This is a genomic window from Embleya sp. NBC_00896 (genome assembly GCF_045207785.1).
Taxonomy (GTDB): Bacteria; Actinomycetota; Actinomycetes; order Streptomycetales; family Streptomycetaceae; genus Embleya.
In genome coordinates, this window is sequence record NZ_CP108778.1 from 197,242 (window position 1) to 214,847 (window position 17,606).

The 17,606-nt window shown below is 67.7% G+C and carries 14 protein-coding genes; 6 read left to right on the top strand and 8 right to left on the bottom strand.

The window, feature by feature from the left end:
* Positions 1 to 84: 84 nt before the first annotated feature.
* Positions 85 to 342: a hypothetical protein gene (locus OG928_RS48150; RefSeq protein WP_331738546.1), complete on the top strand. Its 258-nt coding sequence runs from the start codon at positions 85 to 87 to the stop codon at positions 340 to 342.
* A 303-nt stretch (positions 343 to 645) separates the two neighbouring features.
* Here the strand turns inward: OG928_RS48150 and OG928_RS48155 are convergent, their stop codons facing one another.
* Positions 646 to 2,574: an AAA family ATPase gene (locus OG928_RS48155; RefSeq protein ID WP_331738548.1), complete on the bottom strand. Its 1,929-nt coding sequence runs from the start codon at positions 2,572 to 2,574 to the stop codon at positions 646 to 648.
* 429 nt (positions 2,575 to 3,003) lie between these two features.
* On the opposite strand from OG928_RS48155, the gene OG928_RS48160 reads away from it, so the two are divergent.
* Together OG928_RS48160 and OG928_RS48165 are read left to right on the top strand one after the other, a co-directional pair.
* Positions 3,004 to 3,486, top strand: coding sequence for a hypothetical protein (locus OG928_RS48160; protein WP_331738550.1), 483 nt, complete (start codon positions 3,004 to 3,006; stop codon positions 3,484 to 3,486).
* 251 nt (positions 3,487 to 3,737) lie between these two features.
* Positions 3,738 to 6,455 carry a hypothetical protein gene (locus tag OG928_RS48165; protein WP_331738552.1) on the top strand — a complete coding sequence of 906 codons (2,718 nt, stop codon included), beginning with the start codon at positions 3,738 to 3,740 and terminating at the stop codon, positions 6,453 to 6,455.
* Positions 6,456 to 7,021: 566 nt separating this feature from the next.
* Here OG928_RS48165 and OG928_RS48170 read toward each other — a convergent pair.
* The 3 genes from OG928_RS48170 to OG928_RS48180 all read right to left on the bottom strand — a co-directional run bounded on the left by OG928_RS48170 (position 7,022) and on the right by OG928_RS48180 (position 10,035).
* Positions 7,022 to 7,861 carry a hypothetical protein gene (locus tag OG928_RS48170; RefSeq protein ID WP_331738554.1) on the bottom strand — a complete coding sequence of 280 codons (840 nt, stop codon included), beginning with the start codon at positions 7,859 to 7,861 and terminating at the stop codon, positions 7,022 to 7,024.
* 165 nt (positions 7,862 to 8,026) lie between these two features.
* A complete protein-coding gene (locus OG928_RS48175; protein WP_331738556.1) occupies positions 8,027 to 8,758 on the bottom strand; it encodes a DciA family protein in 732 nt (243 codons plus the stop codon).
* Positions 8,755 to 10,035 (bottom strand): hypothetical protein, encoded by a 1,281-nt coding sequence (locus tag OG928_RS48180; RefSeq protein ID WP_331738558.1) that lies wholly within the window; start codon positions 10,033 to 10,035, stop codon positions 8,755 to 8,757. The genes OG928_RS48175 and OG928_RS48180 overlap by 4 nt, the downstream gene beginning before the upstream one ends.
* 1,220 nt (positions 10,036 to 11,255) lie before the next feature.
* Between OG928_RS48180 and OG928_RS48185 the strand changes: the two genes are divergently transcribed.
* Positions 11,256 to 11,771, top strand: coding sequence for a hypothetical protein (locus OG928_RS48185; protein ID WP_406292253.1), 516 nt, complete (start codon positions 11,256 to 11,258; stop codon positions 11,769 to 11,771).
* Positions 11,772 to 11,826: 55 nt separating this feature from the next.
* Here OG928_RS48185 and OG928_RS48190 read toward each other — a convergent pair whose 3' ends face one another.
* The 4 genes from OG928_RS48190 to OG928_RS48205 form a co-directional block, all read right to left on the bottom strand.
* Positions 11,827 to 12,726: an FAD-dependent oxidoreductase gene (locus tag OG928_RS48190; protein WP_331738562.1), complete on the bottom strand. Its 900-nt coding sequence runs from the start codon at positions 12,724 to 12,726 to the stop codon at positions 11,827 to 11,829.
* A complete protein-coding gene (locus OG928_RS48195) occupies positions 12,723 to 13,286 on the bottom strand; it encodes an isochorismatase family cysteine hydrolase (protein ID WP_406292254.1) in 564 nt (187 codons plus the stop codon). The genes OG928_RS48190 and OG928_RS48195 overlap by 4 nt, the downstream gene beginning before the upstream one ends.
* 23 nt (positions 13,287 to 13,309) lie before the next feature.
* On the bottom strand, positions 13,310 to 14,479 hold the full coding sequence (locus tag OG928_RS48200) for an XRE family transcriptional regulator (protein ID WP_331738564.1): 1,170 nt from the start codon (positions 14,477 to 14,479) through the stop codon (positions 13,310 to 13,312).
* Positions 14,480 to 14,704: 225 nt separating this feature from the next.
* Positions 14,705 to 15,460 carry a GntR family transcriptional regulator gene (locus OG928_RS48205; protein WP_331738566.1) on the bottom strand — a complete coding sequence of 252 codons (756 nt, stop codon included), beginning with the start codon at positions 15,458 to 15,460 and terminating at the stop codon, positions 14,705 to 14,707.
* A 214-nt stretch (positions 15,461 to 15,674) separates the two neighbouring features.
* Between OG928_RS48205 and OG928_RS48210 the strand changes: the two genes are divergently transcribed.
* Entirely contained in the window at positions 15,675 to 15,875 is a 201-nt protein-coding gene (locus tag OG928_RS48210; RefSeq protein ID WP_331738568.1) for a hypothetical protein, read from the top strand.
* A gap of 294 nt (positions 15,876 to 16,169) precedes the next feature.
* Positions 16,170 to 17,303: a hypothetical protein gene (locus OG928_RS48215; protein WP_406292255.1), complete on the top strand. Its 1,134-nt coding sequence runs from the start codon at positions 16,170 to 16,172 to the stop codon at positions 17,301 to 17,303.
* Positions 17,304 to 17,606 lie beyond the last annotated feature (303 nt).

Genomic DNA, 17,606 nt, shown 5'->3' on the forward strand with positions numbered 1-17,606 from the left:
GTTGCTGCGACGGAGTGGAGAACTGGCGCGACTGGCACGGGCTCGTCGACGACGGCGGCCCGCTCGGCTTCCGGTCACGACCCCGTGTCACCGGTCGCGGAGCGCTTCGGCGACACCGTTCGGCTCACCGTCGACGCCGAGATGAGCGACAGTGCGGTGATCGAGCTGTCCGTCGCGGAACTCCGCCACCTGCTCGCCGGTGCGGAACGCGACATGGCCGACTTCCTCGCGCTTGCCACCGATTGGGCCTCCGGGTACCTGCCTGCCCGGTGCGCTCCCGTCACAGCCGCCCTCGCCCGCGTTCTCGACCTTCCGGCGCTGGCCGTTCCGCCGAAGCCGTAGGACGGTGGGCCGGGGCTTCGACGGCGGAAGAAGACGGAGCTTGGGATTGTCATCGTGTGCCACGCGATGAGCAGGTTCGTGCGTACCTGCCCGGGACTTCCGGTGTATGCCGACATCAGGAGGAGCGGCGCCTGCAGTTCCCCACTGGGTCCCGCAGCAGACGTGTACGCAACCGACCGAGGACCGACTGCGACCGCCGGCCCCGGCGCGACCTCCGCGCCGGCCCCCGGTCCGGGATGGTTCCCGGCGGGGCAGAAGCGGGCCTTCCCCAAGTTTCCGGGAGGACCCGCTCCTGTTGGGCCGTCAGGAGAGGAGGGCGTTGATCCTTTTGAACAGCTGCTCCGCCCGGGTGGCGGTCGCGTTGTCGATCCTGTCCAGCACTGTTGCCTGCTCGCGCAGCAGATAGGCGGCGGGCCTGTAGTGGTTGAACTTGCCACCTGCGATGTTGTTCTGCTTGAAGAAGGCCTCTATCTGCCGGACGATCCGGGGATCCTTGCCGTTCAGGTCGGACTCCGTGATCGGCTGGGCCAACTGCTGACTGTAGGACCCGTTCACAAGTTCCACGTAGAAGTCTCGGTCGAACAGATCCTCGATGTCCGCGTCGGCGGACCCCGTGGCCTCGCTCACCTGGACCAAACCGTTCTTGCCGAGCTGGCCGTTGTCGCGAAGCCGTTGGATGGCCCCGACGTCCTTGGTGCTCGAATCAACGAGAACCGCGACGTTCAGCCTGTTTGCGCCGAGGAGGGTGACGAAGGTGGACAGCTTGCCGGCCCCGCCGATGGGCGTCTTCACCCACCGCGGATCGAGGCCCGTGGAGCCCTGGGACTCCAGCAGTTCGGTCAGGACGTCGAGGTAGATCAGGTCGCTGGGGCCTTCCAAGAGGAGAGTGTCCTCGCCGATGAACAGTGTCTGGGTCATCTCGATGCCCATCGCGGTGAGCAACGGGAACGCGGTGTCCTCGTCCGCCTTGAAGATCTCCTCGGAGACTCTGGTGCCGACCTTGTCGTGGTCGATGACGGTGCGAACGCGGTGAAAGTGGCGAGGAGAGACCATGAACGGCGAGTGCGTGGTGTACAGGACCTGGTGGTCGGGGGCCAGCCGCTCGTCGATGAGCCGGAGGAGATCCTCCTGGGCCCGGCCGTGCAGGGACAGACCGGGTTCGTCGAGCAGCAGGACGAGGTTGTTGTCCTCGGCCGCCTCCAGTTCGTTGAAGTAGGCCAGGAACGAGAAGAACCACACGAAGCCACGGGAGCGATCATCGAAGGGAACGGAGGCTCGATGCCGCAGGTTCTTGACCCGAACCTGCAGGATCGGGGCTTCGTTCAATGGTGGTTGTGCGCCGTCCTCGACAGGCAGCACCTCCAGCTCGACCGCCAACTCCTGGTTCTGGGACCAGTACTCGAACACTTCGTCGGAGATGACGTTGCCGGTGTTCTCGAGTTCACGGACCAGCCGCTCATGCCTGTCCGTGAGCAGAAAGTCCTCGAGGGAGACGTTCGCTACCTTGAGGAGGCTCAGAAGCGCCTGTTCGCCTCGTTCGAGGGTGTTCGCGTCCCTGCGGCGGATGATGCTGGGGACCGAGACCTTGCCGGGCATGATGTCGTAGTCGGCGAAGTAGACGAACTTCGGCATGCGCGGCCAGACGTACTCGTCGATCAGGTGGCAGTTCAGGCTCTGGTCGCGCCACTCGCGGAGTCGGTCGGCGAGCTCGCGGGCGGCGGCTGGGGGGTCCTCGAGAGAGTCGAGGGCGGCGAGGAGTTCCTTCACGGTCGTCGCGCCGTTCACGACGCTCGCCTGGCCAGTGCCCAGGTCGAGCGGCCCGCGCAGGTGTGCGACGACGGACGCCTCATTGCTGTCGAACGAGAAGGTGCGGCCGGGCTTTCGAAAGCCGATGGTGACGGTGAAGTCAGGACTCCGCAGGACGCCCTCCCCCAGATCGTCCTCGACCTTCCTGATCTCGTCCTCGTCGAGCCGAAAGGTGGCGCTGACCACCGGAATCCGCTCGTCTGCGGGGAGCTTTCGACGTTCCCGGGTCAGCCGCGCGGGGAAATCGATGACCTCGTCGAGGACAGCCGACTCCTCCACGGGGTTCACCCGGAAGAGCGCTTGCAGGACGGTGGTCTTGCCCGACTCGTTCTTGCCGACCAAGGCCGTGACGTCGGGCTCGATGGAGAACTGCTGCGAATCTTCCACCGATCGGTACTTCGTGATCCGGGCGCCGGTGAGCTTCATGCGGGGACGAGATCCTCCTCCGTTGGAGGCCTCGGGCAGACGGCGACGATGACCACACACGCTTCAAGGGGCGCGTGCCGCTTGCTCAGGACATGGTCCGGAAGCCAGGCAGGACGAACCCCCGGTGCTCGTCACGGACATACCCGGGGTCCTGTTGAGCCGTGGCTTCCAGGCTAGTCCCGCGCTCGGACACCAACTCCGACATCCGCAGCACCGGATCGGCCCCGTGTCCCACCTGTGACCCGTGGACCGTCGCCGTGCCCGACTCACGGTGGTGCGCCCGCTTTGACGCCTCGTCGCGCTCCTTGCCGCTTCACCGGGTCGCGCCCGGGGTGCGACCGAAAGGGAGCGCCGGGCGGACGGGCCGTGCTTGGATGGCGGGCAGGACTCGCGTTCGACGCGTCCGTGAACGGGATTTGGGGGAATGCCGTGTTGAGTGAATCCCTGACCGCGCTGGCCGCTGCGGGCGGTACCACCGTGGTCCAGGCGATGGGGACCGATGCCTGGACGACACTGCGCACCGGGATCGCTCGGTTGTTCGGGCGCGGAGACGCCGGTCGCGGCGAACAGGTCGCGCTCGAACGCCTGGACCGTTCCCTGGCCGAGGTCGAGACCTCGGCGGACACCGACCGGACCCGCGAGCACGTCGCGTTGGCGTGGCGCACCCGCTTCGAGGACCTGTTCGACGCGCTGTCGGACGACGAACGTGTCGTGGTCGAGACGGAGTTGCGGTCCCTGCTGTCCGAGGCCGAGGCCTCTCCCGGGGTCTCCGCGACAGGGTTCCGGAGCGCGGCGGTCGGAGGCGACCTGAGCATCTCGGCACAGGACGGCGCGGCGGCGGCGTTCAACATGGGCGACGTGACTCTCGGCGGGTCGCCGGTCCCTCCGGCGCCGGGTCCGACCCGGGACTGACCGGACCCGGCATCGCAGCGCCTTCGGCTTACGGAGGCGGCGTCCACGCGCAATACGGTGCCGTCGCGGCGGGGCAGATCGGCGTCCAGTTCAACCTCGTCACCCCCACCGTCGACCAACCACCGCCTGTACGCGGCCCGGTCGGCCGGCCGATCACCGCGTCGTCGGATCCGTTCGCCCTGGAGGTTCACCCGGCGGTCCACGCGCCGGGAACCCCGCCCCCGTCCGCGCTCCCGCGCCTGCCGCCGTATGTGCGCAGGACCCACGACGACGTCCTGGACGACATCGTGGCCGCGGCCGCCCGAGGAAAGAGCGCCGTCGTGACCCTGGTCGGGGAATCCTCGACGGGTAAGACGCGCGCCGCGTTCGAGGCGCTGTGCCGATTGGGAAAGCGCTGGAGAATCTGGCACCCGATCTCCCCGACCCGGCCCCAGGCCCTCCTCGCGGGGCTTGCTGCGGTTGCACCCCGTACAGTGGTGTGGCTCAACGAGGCACAGCACTACCTGCTCACCACTCCGCCGGCTCTGGGCGAACACGCGGCCGCCAGTCTTCGCGAGCTGGTCGGTGATCCCTCCCGCGGTCCGATCCTGATCGTGGCCACGCTGTGGCCCCAGCATTGGGGAGACCTGATCGCGCCCAGCCCCTTCGACGGCCGCCCCGACTCCCACGGCCAGGCCCGCATTCTGCTCGCTCCCAGCAGAATCGGTGTGCCACCGGCGTTCGTCGAGGCTGACGAAGACGAGCTGCGCCGCATGGCGTCACGGGATCCGCGGCTCGCCTACGCCCTGGAGCAGAGCCGGGACGGCAGGGTTACGCAATTCCTTGCCGGAGCGCTTGCCCTGGCGGACCGCCACATTCACGCCCCCGCGCGTGTACGGGCGGTCGTGGAAGCAGCCATGGACGCGCGGCGCCTGGGTCATCGTCCCGAACTGTCGCACTCCCTCCTCGAGGCTGCGGCCCCGGCATACGTGGGCGACGCTGACCGCGCATCCGCCCCACCCAACTGGTTCGAGGCTGCCCTCGCTCACCTTCGGGAACCTGTTCAGGGCGGTGACGCAATTCTGGCCGGTGTTCCCGCCACAACAGGAATGGGCGCCAAACAAGGCGTCGTTCGCCTGGCCGACCCGCTTGAGGAACAGGCCCGGCGCGAGCGACGGGGCTGTCCGTCCGCCCCTTTCTGGGAGGCCGTTCTCGAACTGTGCGACGACGCGGCGTCCTGCCTCCTCCTCGCCGACAGCGCAGCGGAACGCATGCGCTATCGCTACGCCGACCTCCTGTATCGCCGGGCACTGGCCTGCGGCGACGAACGCTCCTGGGAGAGGCTCGTCGTGCTGCACACGCGCATGGGCAATCATCCGGAGGCGGAGATACTCGTTCGCCGCGCCTTGGACGCGGAAGTCACCAACGCAGTTGCGATGTTCTCGATCCCCGTCCGAGCTCGCTTTCGAGAGGGGGACCACAAAGCGGCCAGCGAATGGATCACGTTCGCCGTCGCGCACGGCGGCACGACAGCCATCCGCGTGCTGGCGTGCGACTACGAGGGCGAAGGCGACTACTACCTTGCCGAGGAGTTGTACGAGCACGCCGCCCGAGCCGGCGACACGCCGGCGTTGGTTCATCTGGTCGCGTTGCGGGAATGGCGCAAGGACGCCGAAGGCGTCGAGCGCTGCGTGCGCGCCGTCATCACGGAACACAACTCCAAAGCCGCGTCTGCCCTCGCGCAACACTGGGAATCCATCGGAAAAACCCGGAACACAGACCTGCTGAGCCCTCATATAACGGACGCAGTCGTGCTGCTGGAGATCGCAGACGGACGGGAACAACGCGGAGACCGTTCCGGGGCGCGGCGCTTTCGTGCCCTGGCCGCAGCACACCAGGGGGTCGCCGACGGCGAACATCGCCCGGACGAGGCCGACGAGTACGCGTGCCACGCCGGGAAAGCCGGTGATTTCCCAGGCGATACCGGATTGCCTCGCCCGCGTGGGCGAAACCGCTCCCGGATCTCGGGCGGCTTCGCCCGAACGGAACGCAACCACGCGCCGGGAACGCACGCACCTGCCAGCAATAAGGAAGGCACCGCGCGTGCAAACCCGCCCTGGATCCGAGCGCTGTTGACCGACGGCAACCACCGGGTGCGTATGGCCGTACATGCACGCATCGCCGCCGGTAACGACGCGCACGCTGAGCGGTTGGCCCGAACTGCGGCCGAAGAGGGCACCACCTCGGGACTGGAAATCCTTGCCCGCGAATGGGCGAAGTCCGGTCGGCTCCAGGACGCCGCCGATATCTACGAACTGATGCTCGAGAAAGGCGCATTGCACGTTCGGCGGCCGCTGACCCGCCTGGCGGAATTGCGGGGCGACCCCGAGCAGGCCGAGCGCATCGCGCGTCTCGCGGCCCTCGACAAGGACCACACCGCCTTGCTCACGCTCGCGGCAATGCGACGCAAGGCAGGCCACCCGGACGAGTACACCAGACTCCTCGGCCTCGCGAGCGCGGCCGGAAGCCCCATTGGAACGGTTGCCCTGGTGCGGTTCCACGAACTGTCCGGCAATACGAAACAGGCCGACCGCGTGGCCTCGTACGCAGCCGCGTCCGGGCAGAGCATGGGTCTCCAAGAACTCAGAACGCTGCGAAGGGTCGATCAATCCGCGACCGAGACCGCCATCAAAACCGCGACGGAGAGCACCTCGCTGCTCCCGGATCCCCTGTCTCCTCGCGTCGGCGCGCGGGCCGCTCCCCGGCTCCATGCATGGGCCGTACACATCGGCGAAGCCGCCCTATGCGCACAACTCCTCGACCACCAGGGCACCCAGGCCGAGACGCTCCGCCTCATGCGCCGGATCGCCGACCTCGGAGGAGCCGTGTTCCTGGCCGAATGGCTGTCCGAGTCCGGTGCCCCGGCATGGCACCTGTTGATCCGCAACGGGTTCGAAGCAAACGGCGCCATCGCCACGACTTGGTGGTGAACCTGCGGAGGTGCCGGAACGGAACGCCGGCACCTCCGCTGTCCGCCAAGAGGTCCTCCAAGCTCTTCCCGCCCGGGGCCGGACGGCAACGGTGCGCATGCTGGCCACACTGCGCCCGGGGATCGCGCTCGACAGGGACCGCAGTCGTCGATACCGCAGGTCAGTTCGACAATGTCCGGCTTGCCCGAACCTCCGAGGCTGGGAGCGGGGCGGACGGTTCTCGACCGCCCAAGTGAATTGAGGTGCCGCACCGCCGACCACAGTTCCGCAATCGCGTCGGTGGCGAGCACTGGTCGTTTCCCACGGACTGCCGGAGGCCTCGCCCCCATCGGGTTCGGCGGCCCATACGGCCGTCGTCCGTGCTTCTCCCCGGTGCCGGGCCCGTTCCGCGCGCGGGGCGCCACGCGGCGTGCCGGCGCGTCGCGGCCGCGCATGCCACCTCTCGGTCGCCGCCGGGGATGTTCAGCAGTTTCACCGTCCGGGGTGATGTATCGGGCTTTTCGGCTCCGCCAGCCGCTGTGCCTGACCTCGCAGCCGGATGGCCTCGTCGGTGCCGACTCGCGCCTTCAGGGCTCGTACGTTCCTGCATTCGTGACCAACAGCCCGCCGGTAGCGTCGGGCACGGGAGTGCGCGGTGAGCCATTGCGGACTCGGAACTGCTTGGCCCGTGGGCTCCTGCTGACGGAGGCGATAATGTCGCGGGCCTCCTCGGAGGTGAGCCCGTCCTCGGAGGTCCTCACCATGATCTCCACGATTTCCTCCGGCGGCGTGCATGCCAGCAGGGCCGCCGCCTGCAACTCGACGTCGGACATCTCGTCGAGGGCTTCCATGGGAATGTCGACGACAGGCGCGTTGAGCGTTCCGCCGTCGAACGCTTTCTCGTCGAAGTCGTCCAAGTCGTCCAAGTCGTTGAGGTCGCCGACGAAGACCCAGGGCTCGTCGGACTGTCGCGGGGGCCGCGAGACCCGGCACAGACCGCCGGAGGGCTCGTCAACGAGCAGCGCACCGAGGGCGTGCAGTCGGTGCACGCTCGAGCGAGTTTCGATATCGGAGGCGCTGTTCGACGACCCGAGGAAGGCTGTCTTCGCGATCGGGACCAGGTCTCCCTCCGCGTCAAAGACGCTGAGGCATTCGCCGTCGAGCGCCAGGTCTAGGAGGAAGGCGGCACGGGGGATTTCTCCGCTGTAGAGCGGTTTCAGAGCGCTGAAGCGTCGGCGGAACTCTCGGGGCCCCAACGCGAGGTCCGCCGCGGCAGCGTACTGGGCGTCGTCGGTGAACCAGGTTGCGTAGGCACTGCCCGGAGGACGGAAGCGGGCCAGCACGCAGCGCCGGGCCTCGGTACGCTCCCTGCGCCTCTGCTCGGCAAGCACCTGCTTGCGTGAACGACCACCGCTCTTCTTGCTCATCGAACACTCCCTGCTCAACCGATTTCCACTGTGGCGCATTCAAACTACGACCGGGAGACGGCGGTATCCGCCGAGCGAGTGGTGTGCCGCCGGCGACCCCACCGCTGCTGCCATTTCGGTGCCGATGTGCGGTGTCGACCCATGCGCGCCGGTGGCGAGCATGCTTCACTGCCGGGGTTCTGTGTCAGTGTTCCGAGTCGCGCGGGGACTCTCGCCCACGCGTTCACGGCGGGCGCGTGCCGCCGCCCGTGCCCAGGGGTTGTCCGGGCGGCCGGGTCCGACGGGCTGGGGATGGTCCGAATCCGGCCGCGGGATCGGTCGATTCCGGGGCCCTGGCGGGGGAGGCTTCCGGGTGGGGGGACACTCCGGCAGCCGTGTTGGCGGTCTGACCCGGGGACTGCCGATCGTCAGGACGCGAACTGCACGGACGACGTCGTGGCCCACTACTGCGTTCACTCGCCGGCAGATCGCGGCGTCACCGAGAAGGCGCAACTGGGTGGCGTACGTGGGGCTGTCGGGGCGCAGTTCCAGGCGGCGGGTGCCGGGGTCGTAGTGCTCGATCGTGACGTGTGCCGCGAGTTCTGGGGCTATCTGCGCCCAGGCGTCGACGATGGCTGCGGCTGCGGTGGGCGCCTCCCACGCGTGGGTGACCATGAGGTCCTCCAGGACGGCTGACACCGGCCGGGGATCGCGGCCGTCCGCGCCCGCCGAGCCCAGTGGCCTGCGGGTGGTCGCCTTGGAGGTGACCTGACTGTCCCCCGAGGCTCGGCGCAGTGCCGCGAGGGTCTCCCGCAGCGTCTGGCGGGCCAGGTCACGGGGCGTGCCTCCGCCACCGGCCGCCGAGTTGTTCGCCCGGACATGCTGATCGGCCGGTTGCGTCGGATACGTGTCGGTCATCGCGGGCCGCCCGGGCCGTGGACGGTGATCGTGCGCGAGGTGGCCACGTGCATGGCGCGGTCGTACAGGTCGTCGCCGTACAGGCGGCGTGCGTAGTCGGCACCGACCATTCGGTGGGCCGCGAGCACCAGGTCCGGGTCCAGGGCCGCAGCCGCGCGGACCTCCTCGAGGAGCGACGCCGGCAGGTCGCCGGGCTCGGCCGGATCCGAACCGACGCCGTGCAGGCGGGGATCGTCGAACACGTCGCCGTCCGAGGCCCGCACCGAGACGGGCGCGAAGGCCTCGCCGATCAGGCGCAGCGCCTCGGACGAGGGCCGTGACCGGGCCGGTTCGGGAGCCCATTCGCGAGGCCTGTCCCGCCTGCTGGCGAGCATGTCCTGCCACGCCTCACAGCCCTGGGCGCGTCGAGTCGGGGTGTCCCACACGCTGGCCGCGCCCTTGAGGCGGGCGGCGAGGAAGCCGCTGGGGCGGCGAACCACGTGGGCGACGTCCCCTCCGGAGACATCGATCCACGCCTGCACGTTCTCGCAGGTCCAGCCGCGATCGGCGACCTCGCGGACCACCCACGAGATGCGTTTGGGGTCGGCCCGGCACAGCCAGGGCAGGCGATGGATGAGGTCCCGAGCCAGATCCAGGCGTTGCGCCACGCGGCTTTGCACCCGACGCCGCGCTGGCGTCGAGCAGTTCCCACTCCCTTCCGTGTTCGAGTGACCCGATTCCCCGGCCACGACGCTGTCTTGGGGGGATACATGTCCAGCAGCGGAGATCTCCTGGGGACCAGAAAACCCTAGGGTGCAACGCTTTCGCGTGGCGGGCCGCGGGTGACGAACTCCGCGTCGCTTCCCACGGCCTCGGGCCGTCAGTCGGGCCAGGCGCTTGATCGTCCGTCGCCCCGCCTGTGTGCCGATTCCGACCATCCGGCGTTCGCGGCCCTCGCCGACAATCCGGATGCCCAGGGCCTGGTCGTACATCGGGGGGATCACGAGCATGTACACCGCGGCGAGCCGCTGCTTGTCGTCGGAGAAGCCGCCGACGGCGCGATACACCAGCAAGCCCGCGCGACGCAGCGCGCGCAGTTGGCCGTAGACGGTGCGTTCGGACAGGCCTGTGGCGCGCCTGAGGTAGGCGACGCCCGGCCGGCACTCGGTGAGTCGAGCCATGATCCGGGCGATGCGCAGCGTGTGCTCGGAAAAGCCCGGCAGGCGCATGTCGACGCCCCAGTGGACGGCCTGCAGCCACGACACCGGATCCGAGATCCGACTCTCGGTCTTCTCCACCGTCTGCAGGGAGTCCTCGACCGGTCTGAAGTCGCGCAGCTTGCAGCGAGAGCCGTATGGACCCCGGCGGTTGGCCTGTGTTTCGACACTCTGCTGGGCCGAGGCCCGGACAGGGGCAACGTAAGTCGGACGGGTGCTTTCCCGAGGTGGCACAACGGCCTCGTCGGCGATCCTCGGTTGCGGAACCGAGGCCTGGAGCGTTCTCATCGGTGCCCCCAGCGGTGCCGAGCAGGGCGTTGTTGAGCGCATGCGAGAGGCGACCGCGAACGAGACAGGGGTACGAGTCCGTCGTGGGTGCCTGATCGACGCAAACGGACAGTTGCAGGACACCGAAGTGACCAAGATCGCGTGAGAGCGGGCTCGCCGCGAGGATGAAGGTGCTCCATGGCGATGACAGGGGTTCTGATCTGCGAAGACACCGATCCGGGCAGAGCGTGGGACCCGGTAGTTCCGACACGTCGTGGGGTCGTATGCGAAGCCACAGCCAGCTTTTGGGCACAGCAAAGCTGACAAGCGGGCGTGCGGTACTGCAAAATGTCACCGTCCTTGAGAGGGGTCTTGAGGGCATGCAAAAGCCCCCTGGTGGGGTGGCCCCCTTTTTTGGGGGTGCTTGGTTCGGGTGAACCATCAACTCGCTCTGACGAAGTACCGGTGTGGCGCCGGTGTCAGAGCCTCAGTCGGCTGTGGTTGGTCGACCGAGTGGCATGAGGGCCGCGGCGGGACCCGGGATGATTGGCGTCACCCGGGAATCCGGCGGCCCGGCGGCTGAGCCGCCGTTGTAGACCTAGTCCACCTCAACCCCCTCTACAGGGGCGCGCCCGAAACGGGCCTGGACATGGAGAACCGCCGGAGCGATGCGTGTGAAGATCGCTGCTACGGCGGGTGCCGGTGTGCCTGTGGCAGGCTCCGGGTACAGTGAGTACATGCCGAGAGCCTCCATCTAGGCTTCTCGTACCCCCAAGGCCCAGCCAGGCTGAGGGGGTTCTTACGTTATGGATCAATGACGCTGACACCCTACCGTCATCGACACCTCGTGGGGCCCGTGTGGCTACACCGTGTCGAGGGCAAGTGACACGGTTGCCTGCGAGCGGGAAATACCCGACTGGCAGCGTTTGTTGCCTGGCGGAGGCGGCATTATGTGCGTCATGCATCCCGATGGACCCGACGCACTCCCGAGTACGTACGCCACCCTGGCGCGGCGCCGCGGCTACATCAAGGCCATGCAGCAACTCGCCCGGAGCCGATCCCAGAACGGACCCGCCCGGGTGTACGTGAGCGTGGCGCCGAGGATCACCGAGCGTCCGAGCTGGCCCAAACGCCTGGAAGACATACGCGCGGAACTTCCGGAAAACATCGAACTCGTCACGTACCACGACGCGTTCGACGACCATTCCGCATACACCGAGGGATGGCCCGATCTCGCGGCCAGCCTCGACGGGCTCATCGTAGTGGCCGTCCGCAAAAAAACCACGGGTCTCGTGTATGTCGTCGGACCTGCTGCCCGCAGAGAGTTGCGGACGATGGCTGGAGCTCGCAAGCCGGTCCTGCTGCACGCGATCGACCACGGACTGGTCCCTCTGGTGGACCTCGAACCCCGACGTATCGGTTCGGACGGCCGACAGCAACTGAAGTTGGCGGTGCCACCACGCTGGAATCGCTCCGAGCCCACACTGCGGGCGGCGCTTGGCGCGCTGGGAGCCGGGCCTGCTGTCTCGCAAGTCGTGCCCGTCGGGTGACGAAGGACGGGTTCTGCGCGCGGTGTTCCTGTCGATGGGCATGGCGTACCCCGCCTCACATCTGCGTGGCGTAGTAGTAGCCGAGGACGGCCTCTGCTCCTGAACCCTGGGCCGTGGCAATGCGCTGGTATCCCGCAGACCTCAGATCTCCTGCGATTCGGACTCGCGGGTGCTGGATGCCGGGCGGGCAGTAACCGTCCGCCCCGGGCGTGAGTCCTCCCAGAGTCGCGGGCTTGTTGCCGAGATTGCCAAGCACTGTTGCGGCAGCGTACGACCTGGGTTCACCGCGACGGTCCATCGCCTCCAGGACCCAGCCTTCTCCATAGGCCATCGGTGATAGGGCCACAGAGGAGACAGGCACGATGCGGACGCGGCTGTCCTCCGCGACTTCCGCGACCTTGTAGTCGTCTGCCGGCGGGCACAGGACATGCAGGGTGGCGGCGACGTTGGGGTGGGCGCGCAGCCAGGTTCCCAGCGGCCTGTCCCCGCCCAGCACGTAGACCTGTTTCGCAAGCTGATCTGGAGCGGTCCGCCACAGCGGGGGCGCGAAGAACCCGGTCGGCGCGTTCACCCAGCCGGCATCTGCTGGCGTCAGGCTTGTCACACCCGTGGCGACCACGACGGCCTGCGCCACGAGCATTCGCCCGTCTTCCAGGGTGAGTTCGGCGCGGTCGTCATGGCTGCTCACTCCCAGGGCGCGGGCCCGCACGACGGAGCACAGCCCGGTTCGCTCAAGCCGCGTCAAGTCCTTGGTGAGGGCGCTGGCGAGTTGCGGACCGTTCGTCCAGTTGCCGGACACGTTGTCCAAGGCACCGATGGTGTGAAGCTTGCCGCCTATCTGATCGGCCTCGACCACCACGGTGCGCATTGTGAGGCTGGCCGCCAGCAAGGCGGCGGCCACTCCAGCCGGGCCGGCACCGACAACGACCATGTCCACGTCATACGCCACATTCATGCGTGCTCTCCCACAGTTCCGCAGATCCGGGACAGGACGACCTTGCTGGTCACGAGTTGGTCGGGGCCGATGTTCCGGGCCGCGAGCAGAAGCGCCGCGTCGTGATACCGGATTCCGCCGGTGGAGGCACAGGCGTCGGTGACGATCCATGGCCGATACCCACCCTGATAGGCAGCCACTGCGGAGTCGTAGACACATGCGTCCGTGTCGATGCCGCACATCACCAGGTCGCTCCAGCCGGACGCTTGGAACACCCCTGCGCCCTCGGGTGTGAAGACCGAAGCCTGCGCCTTGTCGATCACCGCGGCCGCGCCGTCGACGAAGGGAGCGAGGTCGGCGACGAGCGCCTGCTCTTCAGGAGTACGAAGTCGTGTCCAGCCGGTGATTGTTTCGTACGGCGAGCCCGGCGGGTTGTAGAACCGGGTCAGCACCACGGGTGCGCCGGTCGCCCGCCAACTCTTGACCAAGTGGGTGATCGCGGGGAGAACGTTGCGGCTGTGCTCATTGACGAAACCGCGCTGTACGTCGATCACGACCAGTGCGGTCGTTTGAGGATTCAACCGGTCCGTCGTCGCCATGGCGTTCACAGATCGCTCTCTCGAAGAGCGTCCTGCGCGGCTCGCAGCCGATCAGGAAGTTCGCTGGTGGCCAGGATTGCCTCACGCATCACACGATGCTGCGCAGTTTCGGTCGGTCGGGCAGTGGTGAGTCGCACGTAGGCGCCGCGCATGAACCGCCACCCGTAGCCGGTGGGCATCACGGGATCCAGCCCGTCCTCGATCATGTGCAGGACGTGGGACGACAGCGCCCACAGCGCTTGGACGTCCAGCTCCAGCGCGACGATCTGAGTCATCGTCAGGGCTCGCTCGTCGGACTGCGGGTGGTACGCCACGCCCGACCAGCCGGCCACACCTCGGGACACGCCGCCTCCGAACGCGATCGCTTCGGGATGTGTCCAGCGGGCACGAAATTTGGCGTCTTCCACTCCGGTACCGAGTGGCACGACGTTACCCGGATCTTGGCGGTCGACAAGTACGGACGGCGTGGACAGCAGATGGAGACCGGTGTCCAGGCCGGGGCCTGTCCACGAGGTATGGCGCAGTTCGTAGGCCGAAAGGACGTACTGCGGGGCTGGTGGGAGTCCGACGCGGTCCTCATCGGAGGCATGTTGCTGCAGTAGGCGGCTGATTCGATCGCCTGCCCACGCCCGCTCCTTCACGTAGGTGCGGTACCGCCACACGGCCAGCTCGGTCAAGGTGTCGACCCTTCGGTGTTCCTCTACATGCATGACGGCTATGCCGCATGCGTAGATGTGCACCGTTGACGTCCGGGCAGGGTGCGACTCGACCGGTATCACGTGCTGCTCCAAGCCACCCGGGCCGGTAGGTCCGGGTGCACCGACGGCATACAGCAAGGCACTTTGCTCCCCGAGGTATACCGGCAAGAACTTGTGCGAGACGACGGTGCAGGGCGCGGGTCGGGCGGAGTCGTCGGCCAAGGCATTTGCTGGCTCGCCTCGGAGGTTGGCCAGCAGGACGCGAAAGAGTTCCCGCTCCTCCACGTTGCAGCGACTGAGGGCTGTGTCCAGGAGTTGCGCGGTGTCGTGACTGCACACGGTCCCCGGTGCCTTCTTCCAGTACGAAATCGCCCGAGCGGAGATGCCAAGGCGCTGTGCGAAGTCGCGAACCGAGGATCGCGTTGCCTGCTGCAGCAATAAGGCCTCCTTGCCGGTCCACTGCTCCACGGCGATCACTACACACCTCCTGGGGGGTCAACTGCCAGGCGAGAAGCGTTCAATTTCCACGCCACTTCCACGCTGCTTCCACACTGCGGCATCTCGACGAACGCCTCTGAAGCGGAAGCTGTGATCGTGCCCGACATGACCGCGGGACGATCGTCGATCTCGGTGGAGGTTCTGGAGATGAGCCCGCTGTTTCACCTGGGCAGTGGCTCAGCGGCGGGCCGGCGACTCGATTGCTCAAGCCTCAAACTCGTACTCCATCACGTACGCGGCGGAATCCAATGTCATGTCGTTGACCTCAACTACAGCTCTATGTGCGTCGAATGCAGTGCGAAGCACCTGAAGAACGGATCGCTCGGGCGCCATCTTCAAGGCGGTGGCTTCATCGCTGGTGGGCAGCCTGCCTCTGATCTCCTCTTGGTAGCGAACCGGAGCGTGCCCGAGGTCCGCGAGGCGGGCGTAGATACCTCCCGGGCCGGTGTCGGCCTGAACGATCGGCGAACCCGCGACCAAGGCGAGTGGCAGGTACGACGTGGCGAGCATGACCGGGCGTTCGTCCAGCACGTACCTGCGCGAGCGAGCAAGCACGACCTCGTCGTCCTCCAGCCCCAGCTTCGCCAAGACATGCAACGGCGGCACAACCTCCTCGATGCTGACCTGGTCGACCGTCAACGGACGTTCCTCGTCGGCCGACCAGATCGACTTGCCGGCGCCCCACTGATCCCGCGACAGGCGCGGGATCGCCCGCCGACGGATCGGGCGGAAATCCCGGACGAACACGCCGGCACCCCTCCTGGCCTCCGCCAATCCCTGATTCCGCAGGACGCGGAGCGCGGCGCGGGCGGTCATCACGGCCACGCCGAAGTCCTTGGCGAGGACGTTCTCACCCGGCAAACGGTCACCCGGCCGATACTCGCCCGCCTCGATCGCGGCGATCAAACTGTCCGCGATCCGCTGGAACTTGTGCTGGTCGTCGCCCGAATTACGCGCCATGCGTCTCCTCACCTCGCTAGCGATCCTAGGGCAGCCGTCGCCGAATCCCGTCTGTGGGCGGTTGGAAGCCGCAGCGCGTCTCACCCCTTCAAGGTACATCGATAGCGAAGCTCTTGACATCCTTAGCGAAGCTGAGTTCACTGAAGAAGCACCAGAACATCTCTATCGAAGTTCTAGTGGCGGTTCGGTATCACGCGAGAGGATCAAGGCATCCATGAAGCCCACCACTGCTCCGGCTCCTGCCATCCCCCTCTTGGACGGCCTCCAACGCCTTCTCGCCGCGTGCCTCGCCGCTCGTGCTGCCGAGCAACTCGCGGTCGACGATCTACCCGCCGAGGGCGACGTCATCCAAAGAACCCGGGGCGCAGCGGCCTTCCTCTGGACCCGCGAAGCCCCGATGTTCGTCGCGGCGTAGCAACCCGGCGTCCTGCCACCGGAACCACCCTTAACGGGTGGCGCCGGGAGTGGGATTTCGGTCCCAGCACCACGCACGACCAGCAGGTAGTCGCCGCGATAGCGGTTGGAGTCGATGTACCACTGAATCCTCCGGACTACCGGCACGGCGCATCAGATGCGCTGTCCACGTACCACGACGTCGGATCCCGCGACGGCCCTGGCACGCGGAGAGAGCACCGCGCACCGCGACACCACGTCGCATCAACCCACCCCTGCCTGCCGGGAGTCCGTGATGCCTTCACCCTCCACCCAAATGGCCCGGAAGCGGCCGAGGCGGACCCGCAACAAGAGGGTCAGCCCCCGCGCCGCACTGGCTCTGTCGAGCCTGCACCCCCGCAATCTGGATCTGTCCCACCCCGAAGTGCCCTCGCTGGTCTGCCCGGACTGCCGCACCTGGTGTCCGATCGTCGGCCGCGCCACACCGAAGCTCGGTCCGCACGACACCGAGGAAGCGGGCTCGGCGCCGGCCCATGGATGCGACGGAACCAATCGTCTGCTCGACGTCGATCTGGTCGACTTCGACGCCGCGGTCGCCGAGTGGGAGCAGCGCCTAGCCAACCCGACCCCGGGGCCCGTTTCCGGGTGCGACACCTACGAACAACACAAACTGAAAGCACGGGCCACCCGGCGCACGCCGGAACCCGCCTACAAGGACTACGCCGCTCACCGCGAAGCGTGCACTTCCTGCACCGGCTCCACACGGTGCCCGAAAGGGGAAGCGCTCGCCGGGATCCTGCGGTTCGAGCTGTCGGCCGACGTCTGTCGGCTGCGCATGGCCGAGTTGGGCTCGTCGGTGGCGTCCCGCCGTGCGACGAAGGTCCTGCCCAAACCGGTGGCCCAGGTGCCACTGCCGGTGAGCGAGATGCGACCCGGCCCGCACACTCCCGAGGCCGCCGAGCAGGCGTACACCGCGCACCGCGACCGGTGCCCAGGCTGCACCGACACCATGCACTGCCCGACCGGCGAGACCCTCCACCACACGCTCACCCGCCTGATCAGCCAGGAGCCGCGCAAGGTTCGGGGCCGCGAGACGCTGGAGGAGTTCAGCCGCGAACTCGAGCAGGAGCGGGCTCGCCGGTTCCCCCGCCGACGGAAGAAGGAGTGGGCCAAGGTCTCCCGGTCAGTCGAGAGGACTGATTTGCGGCGTACGCTTGCTTTCGCCGTCCGGGTCCATCTGGGCGTCGAGTGCGCGCAGTTGTGCGACGAGAGTCTCTGGTTGCCCCACAAGCACGGCGGGGCGAGCATGCACATTGCCGAAGGCCGCCGCCTGATCTTGCACCGGGACGCAGGCTTCACCCTCGCGTCCAGCAGCAGCCGCATCGAGGAGCCGGTCACCGCCGACACCGTCGGCATCGTGCTCGCGATTCTCGCGGACGAGCAGGCCTGACCCCCCGATCCACCGAGACCGAACCCCGGCGAGTCCCGCCCGCATTCACACACCGCGGGCGGGACTCGCCGCGTACTACCCGCGTCGACACGCGCGGGCCCGATCCACGCCGTGAAGTGCCACTCCGCCCCGCGTTCCCCGACGCAGCCGAGATTCGGCGTACCGCAATCGACCGGCAGATCAACCGAGTTGCGTACTGCGCCTCGTCCGACCACCCACGCACCGACCGCCCCGCTCTCAACGGCCTGGTGGTCCTGATCGACGACAGCAACACCTGCATCGCCCGCACGTCAACCTCGCTGA

What these genes read in the sequence shown, in the direction of transcription:
- OG928_RS48155 (WP_331738548.1), bottom strand. Translation starts at nt 2,574, where the DNA reads ATGAAGCTCACCGGCGCCCGGATCACGAAGTACCGATCGGTGGAAGAT.
- OG928_RS48170 (WP_331738554.1), bottom strand. Translation starts at nt 7,861, where the DNA reads ATGAGCAAGAAGAGCGGTGGTCGTTCACGCAAGCAGGTGCTTGCCGAG.
- OG928_RS48175 (WP_331738556.1), bottom strand. Translation starts at nt 8,758, where the DNA reads ATGACCGACACGTATCCGACGCAACCGGCCGATCAGCATGTCCGGGCG.
- OG928_RS48185 (WP_406292253.1), top strand. Translation starts at nt 11,256, where the DNA reads ATGCAGCAACTCGCCCGGAGCCGATCCCAGAACGGACCCGCCCGGGTG.
- OG928_RS48190 (WP_331738562.1), bottom strand. Translation starts at nt 12,726, where the DNA reads ATGAATGTGGCGTATGACGTGGACATGGTCGTTGTCGGTGCCGGCCCG.
- OG928_RS48205 (WP_331738566.1), bottom strand. Translation starts at nt 15,460, where the DNA reads ATGGCGCGTAATTCGGGCGACGACCAGCACAAGTTCCAGCGGATCGCG.
- OG928_RS48210 (WP_331738568.1), top strand. Translation starts at nt 15,675, where the DNA reads ATGAAGCCCACCACTGCTCCGGCTCCTGCCATCCCCCTCTTGGACGGC.
- OG928_RS48215 (WP_406292255.1), top strand. Translation starts at nt 16,170, where the DNA reads ATGGCCCGGAAGCGGCCGAGGCGGACCCGCAACAAGAGGGTCAGCCCC.